Raw genomic sequence first — 17,207 nt, forward strand, 5'->3', positions numbered from 1 at the left:
CCACCCATGAAAATTCTTATCTCCGTCGATATCGAAGGGGTCGCTGGCGTCTATCACCCGGAGCAGACCCGCGCGGGCAATGGCGAATATGAACGCGCCCGCCTGTTGATGGCCGATGAAGCCAATGCCGCCATCGCCGGGGCCTTTGATGCTGGTGCAACGGAAGTGTTTGTCAACGATTCCCACGGCTCGTTTCGCAATATGCCGCCGGATCGGCTGGACCCGCGCGCCCGCGTCCTTCAGGGCAAGCCGCGCTATCTCAGCATGATGTCTGGCGTCGAGTTTGGGGTCGATGGCGTTTGCCTGATCGGTTACCATTCCCGTGGGCAGGGTGTTGGCATTCTGGCCCATACCATCAACAGCTTTGCCTTTTCGCGGATATTCCTCAACGGTCAGGAACTGGGCGAAGCGGGCATTTATGGTGCTTTGGCGGGTGAATATGGCGTGCCAGTCATTATGGGCAGCGGCGATGATGTGTTTATTGCCGAGAACAAAGACCTGTTTCCCAAAACAGTCTTTGTGGAGACCAAAAAGGCAGGCGGTGCCATCAGCGGTGTCAGCCTGTCGCCATCGGAATCCTGCCTTGCCATTCGTGCGGGTGCGCGGGCAGCTGTGGAACAGGCGAGACAGATACCCAAATTCACGCTGGCTGGTCCCATTGCCGTGACCATCGAAACCCAATCGACGAGACTTGCCGATCTGTTTTGCCAATGGCCGACGCTTGCCCGCACCGGCGGAAATCAGGTGGCGTTCGAAGCGCCCACGGTGGAACATGCGGTGCGGATGATCAACAGCCTATCCGCCATGTCCACCATGCTGCGCTAACAGCGGGCGATTTTTCAAAGCATTTCGAGGCATTCATGAGCGATATCAAACCAAATCCCATTGCCATTGCGATTCACGGCGGCTGTGGCGTGATGAACAAGGCCGACATGCCGGAAAGCGAATGGGAAGCCGCCCGCACTGACCTCAAACGCGCATTAAAGGCCGGATGGAGCTTGTTGCAACAAGGCGCATCCGCTCTCGACGCTGTAGAAGCCGCCGTGATGGTGATGGAAGATTCGGAGCATTTCAACGCGGGCCATGGTGCAGCACTGAACACCGATGGCGATCACGAACTCGATGCTTCTATCATGGATGGTTCCACCCTTGAGGCCGGTGCCATTGCCATGGCACGCACGATCCGCAACCCGATTCGTGCCGCCCGCAAACTGATGCACAGCGGCGAGACCGTGATGCTGGGAGCAAGTGCTGCCGATGCCTTTGCCCAAAAATCGGGCCTGCCGATGGTGGAACAATCCTATTTCACCACCGAGCGCCGGGTCAAAGCACTGGCATCGTTGAAAGAACACGCCAAAGCCGGAACGGCAGCCCTTGCCAGCGAGGCCGAAAAGCATGGCACGGTTGGCGCTGTGGCACTGGACAGCCACGGCCACCTTGCCGCCGCAACATCCACAGGCGGCTTCAACAACAAGCCTTCAGGCCGCATTGGCGACACCGCCGTGATTGGTGCCGGAACCTATGCGCGGGATGGCGTCGTGGCAGTTTCCGGCACCGGCAAGGGTGAATTCTTCATCCGCCATGCCGTGGGCCACGAAATCGCCAGCCGCATGCAGTACTTGGGCGAAAATCTGGAAGATGCCTGCCAGCATGTGGTGTTCACCGATCTTGCCCCCCATCATATCGGAGCAGGGCTTGTCGCGGTTGGTGCAGATGGCTCCATCACAGCACCTTATAATACCGCCGGGATGTTTCGCGGCTGGATTAATCTGGATGGGCACATGGTTGTCGCAAGCCATGACACGCTGTTTGAAATGCATATCTAGAGAATTGTTTCGTTTTATGGAAACACTGAATGTTGGAGCAGTGTCGGAGGTTGACCTCTATGATCACTCCCGTAGAGCCGTGATTTTTTGAGATAAAATGGAGACCGGGTGGCACGACGGGCGCTGTAGATCAGCCCGATCTCGTTACGATCTTGCAATTAAAGTCAGGCAATTACTGACTTCGAAGGGGCAACCTTCCTCAGTCCCAATGATTTTGAACCCAAGACGGGATTAGCTTAATGCGGCATCTGAAAACCGGCTGCAGGCCAAGCCTCCTGGGCTGTCCGTGATTTACGCCCGGCGCACGAGCCTGAGGAGCAGCAGAAGGAGGATCGCCCCGACCGTAGCGTTGACAATCGCTCTGACGATGCCCGTACCCAGGCTGAAACCGAGGCGGGGGAAGAGCCATCCCGCGATGAACGCGCCGATGATGCCGACAAGGATATCTCCGATCAGACCAAAGCCGCCACCACGTACCACCAGACCGGCAAGCCATCCAGCAAGGGCGCCAACAAGAAGAAATACAAGCAGGCTCTCATTCGACATCATACGACATTTCCTTGGCTGGTGGGATTAGGCAATGCTTTGCATTGGCAGGGTCGCCTTTCCTAATTCCTATAATGCCTATCGTGGTCCTGCCCTTACGTCAAATAGCCAATAGCCAGACCGTGCTCTTGCTTGGCGGCGAGAGCACGGTCTGGATCGAGGATACTCAGGGACGCTTTTTTGTAATCCACGGTATCGCCGCCATCCCTTTCCGAGTCTTTGATCGGAATGCTGGCCAACTTCATGCCGGAATCAGCGACATAATCGAGCGTCTGTGGGCCTCTATCTTATCATCGCTTAGTGGTTATGCCCTTTCTTGAAAATCGGAATCCTCAGCATCGGGGCCACCCATCGACATATCGAGCACCCAGCCTTTTACGCGGGCCTGCTGACCTGCAACGGAGTGGCCGGGTTTGGACATATGGGCCATGGCTGCCGGTTTTGTTGAGATATTGCTCTTCGTCCGGGCCTTCGTCGACTGGTTGCGTGATGCTTGCACTTTAACGTCAGCAGCATTGTCGACCTTAAAGAAGGCGATGGAGGTCTGAAGCTCCTCGGCTTGTGCTGCGAGTTCTTCAGAGGTTGCCGACATTTCTTCCGAAGCGCCGGCATTCTGCTGTGTCACCTTGTCGAGTTGCTGGATCGCCTCGTTGATCTGCGAGGCACCGATATCCTGCTCACGGCAAGCCGCAGAGATTTCAGAGACCAATTCGGCAGTCTTACGGATGTCGGGAACCAGACGCGCCAGCATTCCACCAGCTTCGGTGGCAACCTGCACAGTCTGTCCAGACAGACCGCTGATTTCGGCGGCGGCTGACTGGCTGCGTTCGGCAAGCTTTCGCACTTCAGAGGCAACAACGGCAAAGCCTTTGCCATGCTCTCCAGCACGGGCTGCTTCCACGGCGGCATTCAGAGCGAGAAGGTCAGTCTGACGGGCGATTTCCTGCACTATGGAAATTTTATCGGCAATCGTGCGCATCGCGGTAACGGCCCGGTTGACGGCCTCGCCGGAAGCTTCAGCATCCTTCGAGGATTGGCGGGCGATCTTTTCGGTTTGAGCAGCATTATCAGCGTTCTGCTTGATATTGGCCGCCATTTCCTCCATGGATGCAGAGGCTTCTTCAGCCGCCGCAGCCTGTTCGGTCGCACCTTCCGAAAGCTGCTCTGACCCGGCGGAGAGCTGCTGCGAACCCGCTGAAACATTTTGACTTGCGGTTAATGCGTCGGCAACAACCCCGCGAAGGCGCTCAACCATCGACACAAGCGCTATTCCCAGCGTGTCCTTGTCTGAAAGTGGCTCCGGCTCGACGGTCAAGTCGCCACTGGCGATCTGGTCGGCTATGGTTGCTGTGTTGCGCAGGTTGTCGACCATATTGTTGATCGCATTCTTCATGCTCGCATGATCGCCTTCGCATTCGATGTCCACATGTTGGGTAAGATCACCGAAACTCACCTGGCGAAGAACGCGATTGCCCTCAGAGATCGGAAGAATGATAGAATCCAACATGCCGTTGATTCCCGAGACCAGCTTGGCGAAATCCCCGACGAAATGATCGGCCGCGCCCCGCTCAGAGAGCTTGCCGGCTGTAGATGCGGCAATCAAGCGCTGAAGTTCAGTGGTAATCGCCCGTAAATTTCCACGCAGCGTCTCGATAGTCTCATTGATGAAAGCTTTCTTGCCGGGGAACTGCTCGAGCGGCGCTTCAAAATTGCCCTCACCCAGCGCCTTGATGCAGGCCATGGCCTTCTTTTTGACGGTGATGTGGCTGCTAACCATATCGTTGACGCCCTTGGCCATCACGGCAAAATCGCCCTTGAATTTCTCAACCGGCACGAAGATGTCAATGTCGCCTTTATCGTGCTCGATCGACATCGTATTCATTTCAAAAATCAAACCCTTCAGATTTGCGCGCAAGGTTTCGATCGTCTCATTGATGAAGGCTTTTTTGCCGGGGAACTGCTCGAGCGACGCTTCGAAATTGCCCTCACCTAGCGCCTTGATGCAGGCCATGGCCTTCTTTTTAACTGCAATGTGGCCCGCGACCATATCGTTGACGCCTTTGGCCATCACGGCAAAGTCGCCCTTGAATTTCTCAATCGGCACGAAGACGTCAATGTCGCCCTTATCGTGCTCAAGCGACATCGTATTCATCTCAGAGATCAGGCCTTTGAGATTGGTACGCAAGGTTTCGATTGTCTCGTTGATGAAAGCTTTCTTGCCGGGAAACTGCTCGAGCGGTGCTTCAAAATTGCCCAACCCAAGTTCCTTGACGCAAGCCATGGCCTTTTTCTTGACCGCGATATGTCCGCCGACCATGTCGTTAATGCCTTTGGCCATCACAGCGAAGTCGCCCTTGAAGTCCTCTGAAGGTAACCTGATATCAATGTCGCCCTTGTCGTGCTCACCTGACATGTCAGCGATAGATGCCCCCAGCTTTTGCATCGGCTGCATACTGGCCTCAAGTAATTCGTTGACAGCAATCAGCATCTCTCTGGCCTCGCCAGTAACTGCATCGAGATTTGCACGCGCGGCTAGTTTTCCGTCTGCGATACTAACTTTGACGCGCTGTATCTCAGCCACAGCCGCCTGAGATTTGGAAGATTTCTTCATTTGAGTGTAGAAAGACATCGTATATCCTCTATCGGAAGCTGTTTTGGGAGTTACTGTCGCTGATAAGTCGTTGGCGCCCTACGGCGACCGCCCTGTCAAGAACAGACCGGCCAGGTTTCTGCTGAAGCCCAAGCAGGTCATCAAAGCTACCTGGAATGCGCACTGGACCCCTATGGCCAAGCCCGCTTCCCTTTCGATGACCCGCTTGATAAACGCGGTAGCCAAGACACTGTTATCACTGACGAAAACGCGCACGAATTCCTCTCGCTCCTTGAGGCTCAAGGGATCGACTACGAAACTCAGTCTTAAAACGTGATTTTATGTCGCGTCATGCGAAGGAACATCTCAACTGGATGCTGTGTGGTCTCAATTATAAGATGTAATTGTTAACCATGCCCTAAGGCAATCCCCTTTTTTTAGTGGGATCTCATGTAGTGCTCATGGATCTGTCGCGAGTTTTGGAAGGGTTTCATAAATGACCGTCGCTGGACGCAGTTATGGCGCAATATTGCAAATATTGTGATTTGGCTGGAGCTGCCTATTATCGCCCGATCATCTGCCCTGACGTTTGATACCAAGTCTCGATAATGCGTCAGCATCTTCGAGACTTGGTATGAGAGGGGTCAAGACGTTGAAAACGGCCTATGTGACGATCAAAGGGTTAGAGGCCATGCGAGCGTTACGCAAAGGCCAGGCTACGATTTTCAACCTGACAAAAGGCATCCGTGGGCAGGCCCATATCGTTGAATGCTCCTTTGCCGTTCAAGAGGTTTGCAACAGAGCTGGATCGGCGTCCGTATTGTCAACCGGATAACAGCCAGAAATTGTGGTGCTGATGCTGACCATTTTTGACGGTCTGCATAGAGTATTCGGGAACGTGACTGACGTCTACTCTTGCGAAGATCTGAGCGGCTTTATACGAACATCGGCAGAAGATTGCATTTGATCGCCTGCTGCACACAATGAAAGCCGCCAGAAATGTCTCTTGGATGTTACGATATCGAAATGCGCAAGCGGAACGCCGCCGTTCTCGTCGTGCTGTTCTCCCATTCGACCAAGCATCATTTCAAGTCTGTCGATTTTCCGGCAGACGTCCTGAGCATCGCGGATAAGGAAGACACCTATTTCACCAACACGCCAGATATTCTGGCGAATTTCATAAAAGATGTCAGTGCGCCATACGATCTGGTGATTACGATTGGTGGAAGCAAAGGAGGGCATGGGGCGCTGTATCACGGCACGCTTCTCGCACGCATGATCGAAAAACCTGTTCGTGTCCTTGCCTTCAGCCCGGTTGTCATGCTCTCGGATAACCCAAATGACGTGCCATATGTGTCCTACCAAAAGCTGATGGAGCGAGCGCAGACGACACCAGAACTGGCGGAAAACCTGCGCCAGTCAACCCAGGTGATAACAGCAGACCCGCCGCCCAATCTCACGGCCTTCTGCATCGTCGGGGCCGACAATCAATGCGACTGTGTCGAGGCCAGCCGACTGATCGGCGCGCATATCTTGACGCTGCCCATGCATCACCATGAAACTGTCATCCCATTCCTTTGCGATACCAGCGATGCCAGAGCGGTGACGAAAACCGTGCTGGTGCTGTACGATAGAGCCGCAGAGGAGGCCGATGTTGCGCATCTGCTTGAAAAAGGCAGCGTTGACAAAATGATCGCGGACCTTTCCCGCGTTCCAAAACAGCCTCGCCTCGATGAACTGACGAATCTTGTCATAAACGGTGATGCCAGCATTGTGAGGCAGGCTGTGACAACGGCAGGCGCTCTTCAAACCTGATCGAATCGACCTAAAGCCTGCGCTTGCATTCATCATTGCCGTCACAAGCATCTCACAAGGATCGAAGCGTCGTCTTGAACGACAAAGCTCCCGCGCGGGCGAAAAAAATCTTACGCTATGGTCCCAAACCGAACCGGCGACACGTCTATCCATCAGCAAGCGAACGCGGTGCCTCCTGAGGCGCACCTTTGATCTCCTGCATAGTTTCTCAAGCCAGAGTTGGATCACAGAGAAAATTATGCAGCGAATATAAGGAATTACGGCGTTGTTTGTGCGTTTTCACAAGACGCACGTCGCTTAAGCAATGTGTTGGGGAGAGAGGGATGATGCATTTCACACGCGAAACCATGACCGTCCTTGCGGTCCTCACGGCCTGTGCGTGCAGACCCGGCCGTAAGCTTGCCTTCCGGGAACTGACCGAATTGCACAATGGCCCCACCGGAGAGGTCGTCAAAAGCATCTTGCTGTTGCTCCGGCATGAACTGTTGCACCGCGAGCCAGACGGCCGCGTGATACTCGCCATCAATCCAGCCAGCGTCACACTGGGTGCCATTCTGCGGCTCACCCAACCCGATCTTCTCCAAGGTGATAAACACCGCAGCCATAGGCAGCAGAACGTATTCATGCTCGCCGTTGAAGCCGCATCAGTGAATTTCGTGCGGATGGCTGACAAGTTCACGCTCGCCGATCTCATCGCGGGCAGCCCATCCGGGACATGCCACGCGGCATGAACGCCCTATTCGCGTCTTGAATCATGCGGTATCGGTTCTGTTCACGGACATCCATCCGTTGCCTCAGGGCAATCAGGCGTCTGCTTCCAGACTGTCGTCCACGGGGGACAACTGGGGCGCGGGCAACAGCATCAGACGTTCGCGAACAGGGCGTGAGGTCACGAGGCTGCACTCGAGACAAGCGATAGCGGAGCTATCGGGCGATGCTACGAGGTCCGCGACAGTGAAACGGTCGAGCAAACTGACAAGAAAGGACGAGGCCGCGGCAACGATGCCGTCAAGCAAGGGTTGGCCGTTGAGCGTGCCGGGCTCCGGTTCTTCCGCGTTGCCGTCCAGTTCCGGCTGGGTGATCCGCAGCACGTCGGCGAGCTTGATGTCGTTGGGATCACGCGCAAGGCGCAGACCACCGCCTGGCCCGCGATCGCTGTTGAGAAAGCCGTTGCGGACCAGAAGAGCGACGACTTGATAGGCATGATCCCTCGTCGCGCCGACCTCTTGCGCCAGATGCTGGGCTGGGTATTTCGTCGATGGACTTTTCGCGCAGGCTGTCAATATACCGATCGCAATTTCGGATTGCCGCTTCAGGCGCATGGATGACACAATCAAGGGAGTTGCTCGTTCAGCCATAGTCGCATATTTGGCTGATGGTGACCATGGGCTTCATTGTGCAAAACAATATCAGGCAATGGCATTGCGCATCCATCCCCGACCGTGCCAGCGCGAAAGCATGAAACCGGCCTTGAGTGTCTCTTCGATGATCAGCGCGTACCAGACACCTTCCACCCCATAACCCGCCTCCACGCAAAACAGCCAGGCCAGCGGCAGGCCAAGCCCCCAAGTCAACCCGATACTGACGAGGACCGGAACCCTGACATCGCCGACAGCCCTGAGCGAATGCAGCAACACTGTATTGAAGGCGAAGCCGGGCTGGATCAAGATCGTCAGCAGCAGCAGGTAGGTGGAAAGCGCCAGAACTTCACCGCCCTGTCCGAACAATCCGAGATATTGATCGGACAAGAGCCAGAACAGCAGCGCGATTGTCGTCGTGACCAAGGTCGCCGCAAAGCTGGAGCGCAACGCCTGACGATAGGCGTCCTGCCGTCGGCCTTCGCCCCAGCGATAGCCGACGAGTACCTCGTTGCCTTGGCTCACAGCCATGACGACAAGAATGAGGAACGTCATGGCCAGCATGACATAGGTGCGGCTCAAGACACTTGAGACGCCGAACCCCGCCACGAAACCGAGCAGGACAAGCTGGTAAAAACCGTAGCCGATATAGTCCGAAACACTCGGAAAGGCGAGGACGAGCATCCGCCGCACGAGCGAGAGCCGCGCCCTGATCGGCCCAGCCACGAAACGAAGACCGAGCGTCCAATAAACGGCAAGGCCAAACATCAGCGCCATTGCAATCCTTGAGCCGAGTGTTGCATAGGCCGCACCTGTCACCCCAAGCGGGGGAATCGGCCCGACACCAAGCACAAGAACATAGGTCGCCCCAATGTAAATTGCCGACAGGAGCAAGCCGGTTATCACGATCACCCGGCTGCTGCCGAAAGCCCTCAGGCAGGCAATCGCAGCCGTGGCAAGCGCATTGAAGACCATGGCAGCGGCGGCGACGGAAAGATAAAGGCTTGCATCGTCAACGATTGATGCCGGGACATCGAGAATCCGCAAGATCACCGGTCCACCCAGAAACAGCAAACCGCCGACCAAAAGGCCAAGGAGCGTATTGGTGAAGACCGCAAGCGTTGCAATCTGCCGCGCACCCTCCTCGTCACCGCGCCCGAGACTGTGCGATATCAGGATGACCGCGCCGATCCCGACCATGCTCGAAATCTCGAAAACGACCTGAAGCACCTGCCGCACAATCGCCACGGCTGCCGCTGCATCGGCGGAATAGGCACTGACGATCAGCATTTCCGACAGCATGACCAGAAAGGTCAGCAGCGAATGCACGAACATCGGCAGGCTAAGCCGGAAAAGCGACTTTGTCGTTCGCGCCGATGGCGGGCGGCGCGGCGCGTCCGCATCGCCAAGGGTTTCAACTGTCTGCATGCGTCAGGCACCTGTGCGTTCGGCCCGCAGGCCACGGCGGCCGGCAAGGCGATCGCGGCCCGTCTGGCGCAAGAGGGTTCGATCATCTCCAGACCATTCGCCTTCACGACCGGCTTGGAGCTGCGCGATATGGGCGGCCATTGTTTCCAGCGTCGGAAACTGGAAAAAGGCCGTAATATCAATCGATATTCCAAAACGCTTGCCGATTACACCCTGCAAAGAGACAACAAGCAGCGAATGGCCGCCGCATTCGAAGAAATTGTCACCCGGATTGATGTGGTCGAGTTTAAGCGCCTCTCGCCAGATTGTGGCAAGCGTAGCCGTAGGTTCGCCGGAGATCGGCAGGTGCGTTTGCCGCTGTGCCGGTTTTGGCCGGCAGGCCGGAAGTGCGCGGCGATCAACCTTGCCGTTTGGCGTCAGCGGGAAGGCATCAACCGCGACATAGGCCGATGGCAGCATGTAGAGCGGCAGGCTATCGGCCATATGGGGTCCAAGCTCCGCGCTTGCATCGCCGACAAATGGCTCTCGCCAACGCAGATAGGCGACAAGCTGCTTGCCAGCACCGCCATCCTCAACAAGCACTGCCGCTTCGGCAACGCGAGGATGGGCCGCAAGCCTTGCCTCGACCTCGCCGAGTTCGATTCGGTAGCCACGCAGCTTCACCTGATTGTCGATCCGTCCGAGAAAATCGAGCGTGCCATTCTCCGCCAAGCGCACGAGGTCGCCAGTGCGGTACAGATGGTAGCCGTCCTGCGGACCACGCCGGAAAGGGTTGGGGATGAACCTGTCTGCCGTCAGGCCGGGTTTGCCCCAATAGCCCGGGCTCAATCCCGCACCACCGATGTGCAATTCTCCCGGCGTGCCGGGTGGTACGGGTTCCCCGCGCCGGTCGAGAACATAAAGCTGGGTATTCTGAATGGGGCCAGCAACCGTGACACTGTGACCGTTGAGGTCTTCACGCCGCACCTCAGTGGCCGCAGACCAGATGGTTGTCTCGGTTGGACCGTAAAGATTCCACAGGCAATCGCCCCGATCCAGCAACTCGGCCGCAAGAAGGCTGTCCAGCGCCTCGCCGCCGCACAACATACGAAGCCCCTTGCCATGCCTCTTGTCACTGGGCCACCCCGCCTCGATCAGCATGCGCCACCCGGCGGGCGTCGCCTGCATAACGCTCGGCTGCACACGATCAACCAGCGCGGCAAGACGCCGACCGTCGCGGGCAATAGTGCTGTCTGCAAGCAGCACTGTTGCGCCTTGCGAAAGGGGGGCGAACAATTCCAGCCCCGCAATATCGAAGCCAATCGTGGTCAGCGCCAGCAGTCGGTCGTCCTCGCCAATCCCCGGCCTTTCGGCCATGGACTCGATGAAATTGGCAAGCGCACCATGGGTGATTGCCACGCCCTTGGGCTGGCCGGTACTGCCGCTGGTATAAAGAATGTAGGCGAGATCATCGGCCTGAACCGCAGCAGGTTCGAAGGATACCGACGCACAACCGAATGTCTGGGTCGGGTCCATCACCGGAACACCTTGCGGTATGACCGCCCGCTCACTGTCCCCAAGATCCGTCAGGACCAGCGCCGCACCAGAATCGGCCAGCATGTAGGCAATGCGCTCTGCCGGATAGTCGGGATCAACAGGCAGATAGGCAGCACCCGACCGCATGACGGCCAGCAGTGAAGGCAGCAATGCACTTCCACGCCGCTGATAGACCGCAACGACCGCGCCCCGGCCAATGCTGTGCTGGTAAAGGCGAAGGGCAAGAGCGTCCGCATAACCGACGAGATCGCCGTAGGACATGGTGCTATCGCGGCCCTCACCCACCTGAACGACGGCGGCTTTACCCGGTTTGCTTTGCGCCCGCGCGATGATCTGGTCGTGGACCGCCACACTTGGCTGTGTCTGCGAACCTCGGCCAGTCTGGAGCAGGATTTCTCGCTCCTCGGGGTTAAGCATCTCGATTGTGCCAAGGCAGGCTTGCGGATCATCAACGATGGATGAGAGCAAAGTCTCGTAATGGCGCAGCAGACGATCAGCTCCGGTGGACGACAGACGGGATGGGTCCGCGGCAAGCGCAATCTCTATCTCGGCACCGGGAAAGACCCGGAGCGACAGCGGATAATGCGTGCGCTCATAGCTGCCGGGATCGCTGAGGGTGAGCGTGTGCGTTCCTTCCGCAAAGGCCGCCTGCATCGAAAGTGGCAGGTTCTCGATGATAAGCAATGTGTCAAAAAGCGGTTGATCGGCGGTCTTGCCAGCCCAGCGTTGAATATCGGCAAGCGCTGCATGCCCGTGCTTTTCCCGCTGGCGATGCGCAGACTGGAGGCCCTGAAGCCATTCGGCCACCGTCTCCTCCGGTCGCGTGCGGGCGCGGAACGGCACCGTGTTGAGGAACAGACCAATCATTCGGTCTGCATCTGGCAGGTCAGGCGGGCGGCCCGACAAAACCGTTCCGAAGATCACATCGTCCTCGGCCCCATACCGTGACAGAAGCAGCGCCCAGGCCCCCTGTAACACGGTCGCCAGTGTCAGCCGCTCCCGCCGCGCCATCATGGTCAGCCGCGTGGCGAGACTGGCATCAAGGCTGCGCCGGATCTCGACAATGGCCTCTTGTGCCGCCTCGCCAATTTTTGTCTCACCCAAAAATCCGCCTTGCGGAAGATCGGCAAGAGCGTGCGACCAATAGGCTTGCGCAGCGGTGATATCCTGCCTGTCGCGCCACGCGACGTATTGGCGATAAGACGGGGGAGGCGCTGGCAGGCTTTCGCCTGCATAAGCCTTCAACATTTCGCCGACAAGCAGCGAGCCGCACCAGCCGTCCATCAACAGGTGGTGGAAACTCCAGACGAAGCGATGGCGCCCGGGACCGAGCCGGATCAGCGCAAACCGCAAAAGGAGTGCAGCATCCAGCGTAAAGCCACGACGGCGATCCGCCTCCAACCATGCCGCAAAGGCTGTCTCCTGCCCTGCCGCATCGTCGCCCGACCAGTCCGCTTCGCGCCATTCGGGCACAACATTCTCGGCAATGACCATGATGGGCCGCTCGACATCCGTCCAGCGGCAGGCACCGCGCAAGACCTCGTGGCGGGCGATCACCCTTCCCCACGCCGATTTGAAGGCATCGGCATCCAGCGGGCCTTCCAGCACGCACCAGCATTGCTCGATATAGGTGCCTGAGGCTGGGGCCATCAGACTGTGGAACAGCATGCCCGCCTGCACTGGCGTCATCTCGAAGCTGGAGCCGCTTTCGGCAACCTCGATTATCTGAATCGCGTCTTCGGCAACGGCGGCGTCCGCCTGTGCCGCGATTGTCTGCAACTCGAAAATCTGGGTCGGTTCGAGCTTCAGCCCCTTGGCTTGCGCCTTCGCGACGATCTGGACGCCGATAATGGAGTCACCGCCGAGATCGAAGAAATTATCCTCGATGCCAAAATCCTCGCGCCGCAGCACGGCCTTCCATATCTCCAGCAGCGTCGCCTCAATGGCATTGCGGGCTGGAACCAGCTCCGCACGCATTGTGGAAAGTTGGGGGATCGGAAGCTGTTTGCGATCCACCTTACCGTTCGGGTTGAGAGGAAATTCATCCATCATCACAAAGGCGGTCGGCACCATGTAGCGCGGCAATTGCGCAGACAGTGATTGGCGAAGCTTACGCTCAATCTCACCATCGTTCGTCGTCGGCCAATCGCGAACGAGCACATAGGCAATCAGCCGCTCGTTTTCCGCGTCGAGCGTGACGATGGCCTGCTCAACGACGCTCTCGCGCAGCAGCTTGTCCTCGATCTCACCAATCTCGATGCGATAGCCCCGCAGCTTAACCTGAAAATCCGTGCGGCCGATAAATTCGATTTCACTATTTGCCAGACGAACAACCGCATCGCCTGTGCGATAGAGCCTAAGCGCAGGGCTGTTCTCATCGTAGAACGGGTTCGGCACAAAACGCGCGGCTGTGAGAGCCGGGCGGTTCCAGTAACCGGGGCTGAGGCACGGCCCGCCGATGTAGAGTTCGCCGCCAATGCCGCGCGGCAGGGGCTGCATATAGGCGTCGAGAACGTGGAGGTGGGTATTGTCGAGGAGGCCACCAACCGGGACCTTGCCGCTTTCCGCGTGGGCGTGGGTGACCTTCAGCGCGCTTGCCCAGATTGTCGCCTCCGTTGGCCCATAGACGTTCCACAGCTCTTTCGTGCGGTCGATCAGCTTGCGGGCAAGCGGCGCATCCAGCGCCTCGCCGCCGCAAAGGGCGATGAGATGCGGCAATCCCTCCCAGCCGCTGTCGATCAACATGCGCCAATAGGCGGGCGTTGCCTGCAAATGCGAGATACGATCCGTCACAAGCACGTCGGCGAGCCGCTGTGGCGCAAGCAACAGGTCTTGGCCGTAGAGCACGGTGGTCGCGCCGACGCTGAGCGGCAGAAGCATTTCCAGAATGGAAATGTCGAAGGTGGGCGTGGTGATTGCCAAAAGCCGATCACCGGGTGCAAGCCCCGGCGAGACGGCCATGGAGCGCAGATGATTGAGCAGGCTTGCATGGCCAATCGGCACGCCGTTCGGTCGGCCCGTACTGCCGCTGGTGTAGAGAAGATAGGCGATGCGCGCGGGATCAGAGGGGGGCAGCGCGGCAGGGGTCTCGCTCATCGGCATTGGGCGGGTCGGATCAAGGGAGCGATGGGCCGGATAGAGGTCTGCCCTGTCCGTCAAGACCAGACTGACACCGGAATCTTCAAGCACATAGGCAACCCGGTCCGCCGGATGATCGGGATCGAGCGGAACATAGACAGCACCCGCTTTCAGAATGGCAAGGAAGGCGATGACGGATTGCCCCCTGCCCGGCAGCGAAACGGCGACCCTATCGCCGGGGTGAACCGAAAGGCTGACAAGCGTGGCGGCAAGCGCGTCCACATCTGTCTGTAGTTCGCCATAGGTCCAACGGCGGCCCTGACTTTCAAGTGCAATCGCATCGGGTTGGTGCCGGGCGACGTGTGCGATTGCCTCGTGCATGGTGATGTCAGGCACGGGCCGCGCGGTTGGCGTTCCAAGCGCAACCACGGCGGCATGCTCTTCCTTTGATAGATAGGCGAGCCTTGGCAGCAAAGCATTGGGAGATTGCAGGATAGAGCCGAGCAAAACCTCGAAATGGGCGGCCATGCGCTCGATCCGCCATGAATCAAAGATCGCCACGCGATATTCGATGTTCAGCAGATAGCCGGATTCCCGCTCCATCACATACCAGCTGAGATCGACCTTTGTTTCACTCAACCGTGCTGGCTGTTGGCGAACCTTGAGACCGTCGATGCCGAAGTCGATCTGCTCGGCATTCTGTGCGCGGTAGTCTTGCGACTGCAATTGGAACATAACCTGCGAGAGCGGGTTCTGCCGTTGGTCGCGGCTCATGCCAAGTGCCTCAGCAATCAGCGGAAAGGGAAATGCCTGATGGTCGAGCGCGTCCGAGAAGCGCTCCTGCACCGCCCCGACCCACTGCGAAAACGTCATGCGCGGGTCAAGTTGCGCGCGCAGCACCAGCGTGTTGGTAAACAGACCAATCAGCCCTGCGGCATCCGGATCGTTCCGTCCGGCGACGGGCACGCAGACCGACAGGTCGCGCTCGCCACTGTAGCGATGAAGCAGCAGCGAGAAGGCCGCAGCCATCACCACAAAAGGCGTTGTTCCAAGCTGGCTGGCAAGCGAGGCGACCTGCGAGGACACCGAGACGGGAATAACCCGTGTCACGGTGGCCGCCGTCATGTCAACGCTGCTGCTGCGGGATCGGTCGCTTGGCAATTCCAGCGGCTTGAGATCGGCGAGGGTTTGCTTCCAGTAGTCGCGGGCTCGTTCGCAGTCTTGGCTTCGAAGCCATGCGTGTTGATCAAGAACCAGATCACCAAAATCGCGGGTGATGGGCGAAAGCGCGGGCGCGGTACCCATACGATAGGCGCGGTAGCAGGCCGTCAGCTCGCGCATCAGCACACCGCGTGACCAGCCATCCGCGACAATGTGATGAAGGGTGATCGCCAGCAGGTGTTCGCTCTCATTCTGCCGCAAGAGATGCGCCCGGATCAGCGGTGCCTTTGAGAGATCGAAAGGGTCAGTCGCAACAGCCAGCGCCAGCGCCTCTCCATCTTCGCCTGTCGCCTCCAGATCGGTAAGGCCCATGGCAAAAGCGTGGTTCGGATCAACCTCCTGCCACGGCTCGCCTGCCTCCACCGGAAAGGCGGTTCTGAGCGGCGCATGCCGGGAGACAATCGTTGCAAGGCTCCGCTCCAGCGCTGCGCGATCAAGCGGCCCCTCAAACCGCCAGCGATAGGCAACGTGATAAGCAGAACTCTCGGGATAGAGGCTCTGCTGGAGCCAGAAATGCTTCTGGCCGGGTGTCAACGGCAGGCGCCCGGTGCGCGTTGACACCCTTGGCGTCTCTTGTGGCGTCTCTTCCGGTGCCACCCGTTCCCAGGCGATCCCACGGGCTTCGAGCTGGCGGCGGAAAGCCTCGCGTTCCGCAAGACTGAGCGCCGCAACGCGGGCGCGCAGCGCCAGAATCGGATCGACAGAGTTCACGGGCAGTCTCCCTATACGGCTTGCGCGATTGTCGGCTGCGGCGCATGCTGGCGCGCAAGCCGCGCGAGATGCGGCAGACCGCCCATGACGAGATCGTAATCCTGCACGAAGTCGATCAGGCAGGCGATTTCATCGATGCCCGCCGCAGCCAGCGCCTCCACGGTCTCTGCAGTGCTTTCCGGCGTGCCGATGAGAGAGCGCCCCTTGATGAAGCCCTCAACTCCGAACTCGATCAGGCTGTCGAGATCGTCCCGGCTGAAATTCTCGAGCGCGATATCAAGACCCATGCTGCGGGCCAGCCCCTCAAGCAAATGATAATGGGTTCTGAGATAATCGCTGAAGGGGCCCTTTACATTGGCCTTCACGGTCTCGACATCGCCGCCGAGATAGGTGTGCACCATAATGGTGACGGTGCCCGCAGCCGGATCAAAACCGTTCTTTTCCAGCGACCGGCGGTAGGCGGCGATCTTGGGCGTCAGGCTTTCCAATGTCTCACCAAGCAATGCCGTCAGCACATTGATGCCGCGACGGCCCGCTTCCACAAAGGTCTCCATGGACTGGCACGCCACCCAGAAAGGCACGCGCGGCTGCACCGGGCGCGGCAGCGTCTTTGCCTCGACGGCATTGCCTTCCGCATCTTCAAAGGTCAGCGTCTCGCCAGCAAGCAGCTTGGTAACCTGATCAAAGCTCCGCCACATCAAGCTGCGGCGGCTGCCGTGCGGTTCGCGCGACAGCACAAATTCGTTGCGCGTCCAGCCGGATGCTATCGCCACACCCACACGGCCTTGCGAGAGATTGTCCACAACGGCAATTTCTTCCGCAACGCGCACGGGATGATGGAGCGGCAGAACAATGCTGCCGGAGCGCAATTGCACCCGCTTCGTCACCATGGCCAGTGCGGCATGGATCATCGACGGATTGGGATAGAGGCCGCCGAAGGCATGGAAATGGCGCTCCGGCACCCAGAGCGCGCTCAGGCCATTGTCATCGGCAAACCGTGCGCTGTCCATCAGCAGCCGATAGCTATCACCGTTCGTAGCAGAGCCATCACCATCGAAATAGAAGAGGCTGAATTTCATCGTCGTCGTTCCTTTACGT

11 protein-coding genes and 1 pseudogene are annotated in these 17,207 nt (G+C 58.3%); 5 read left to right on the plus strand and 7 right to left on the minus strand.

What is annotated here, in order from left to right:
* Positions 1-6 precede the first annotated feature (6 nt).
* The gene (locus tag IEI95_RS10485; protein ID WP_156533022.1) at positions 7-825 is read left to right on the plus strand and encodes a M55 family metallopeptidase; all 819 of its coding nucleotides are present in this window, start codon (positions 7-9) and stop codon (positions 823-825) included.
* Between the two features lie 35 nt (positions 826-860).
* Complete coding sequence (locus IEI95_RS10490) at positions 861-1,826, plus strand: isoaspartyl peptidase/L-asparaginase (protein WP_156533020.1); 966 nt, start codon at positions 861-863, stop codon at positions 1,824-1,826.
* Between the two features lie 291 nt (positions 1,827-2,117).
* Here IEI95_RS10490 and IEI95_RS10495 read toward each other — a convergent pair whose 3' ends face one another.
* From IEI95_RS10495 to IEI95_RS10505, 3 genes are all read right to left on the minus strand, one after another.
* A complete protein-coding gene (locus tag IEI95_RS10495; protein ID WP_041700031.1) occupies positions 2,118-2,372 on the minus strand; it encodes a GlsB/YeaQ/YmgE family stress response membrane protein in 255 nt (84 codons plus the stop codon).
* Between the two features lie 95 nt (positions 2,373-2,467).
* A complete protein-coding gene (locus IEI95_RS10500; RefSeq protein WP_156533018.1) occupies positions 2,468-2,617 on the minus strand; it encodes a hypothetical protein in 150 nt (49 codons plus the stop codon).
* 59 nt (positions 2,618-2,676) lie between these two features.
* A complete protein-coding gene (locus IEI95_RS10505) occupies positions 2,677-5,001 on the minus strand; it encodes a methyl-accepting chemotaxis protein (RefSeq protein WP_194416393.1) in 2,325 nt (774 codons plus the stop codon).
* 595 nt (positions 5,002-5,596) lie between these two features.
* On the opposite strand from IEI95_RS10505, the pseudogene IEI95_RS10510 reads away from it, so the two are divergent.
* The 3 genes and pseudogenes from IEI95_RS10510 to IEI95_RS10520 all read left to right on the plus strand — a co-directional run.
* A pseudogene (locus tag IEI95_RS10510) lies at positions 5,597-5,797 on the plus strand (hypothetical protein); the annotation flags it as partial.
* A gap of 191 nt (positions 5,798-5,988) precedes the next feature.
* Positions 5,989-6,777 carry a hypothetical protein gene (locus IEI95_RS10515; RefSeq protein WP_234891000.1) on the plus strand — a complete coding sequence of 263 codons (789 nt, stop codon included), beginning with the start codon at positions 5,989-5,991 and terminating at the stop codon, positions 6,775-6,777.
* A gap of 323 nt (positions 6,778-7,100) precedes the next feature.
* The gene (locus tag IEI95_RS10520) at positions 7,101-7,508 is read left to right on the plus strand and encodes a hypothetical protein (RefSeq protein WP_156533012.1); all 408 of its coding nucleotides are present in this window, start codon (positions 7,101-7,103) and stop codon (positions 7,506-7,508) included.
* A gap of 72 nt (positions 7,509-7,580) precedes the next feature.
* Here the strand turns inward: IEI95_RS10520 and IEI95_RS10525 are convergent, their stop codons facing one another.
* The 4 genes from IEI95_RS10525 to IEI95_RS10540 form a co-directional block, all read right to left on the minus strand.
* On the minus strand, positions 7,581-8,108 hold the full coding sequence (locus tag IEI95_RS10525; RefSeq protein ID WP_234934213.1) for an Rrf2 family transcriptional regulator: 528 nt from the start codon (positions 8,106-8,108) through the stop codon (positions 7,581-7,583).
* Positions 8,109-8,186: 78 nt separating this feature from the next.
* On the minus strand, positions 8,187-9,563 hold the full coding sequence (locus tag IEI95_RS10530) for an MATE family efflux transporter (protein WP_156537485.1): 1,377 nt from the start codon (positions 9,561-9,563) through the stop codon (positions 8,187-8,189).
* Between the two features lie 3 nt (positions 9,564-9,566).
* On the minus strand, positions 9,567-16,109 hold the full coding sequence (locus IEI95_RS10535) for a non-ribosomal peptide synthetase (RefSeq protein WP_234934201.1): 6,543 nt from the start codon (positions 16,107-16,109) through the stop codon (positions 9,567-9,569).
* A gap of 11 nt (positions 16,110-16,120) precedes the next feature.
* The gene (locus IEI95_RS10540) at positions 16,121-17,188 is read right to left on the minus strand and encodes an LLM class flavin-dependent oxidoreductase (protein WP_156537487.1); all 1,068 of its coding nucleotides are present in this window, start codon (positions 17,186-17,188) and stop codon (positions 16,121-16,123) included.
* Positions 17,189-17,207 lie beyond the last annotated feature (19 nt).

Source organism: Agrobacterium vitis (genome assembly GCF_014926405.1).
Lineage (GTDB): Bacteria > Pseudomonadota > Alphaproteobacteria > Rhizobiales > Rhizobiaceae > Allorhizobium > Allorhizobium vitis_H.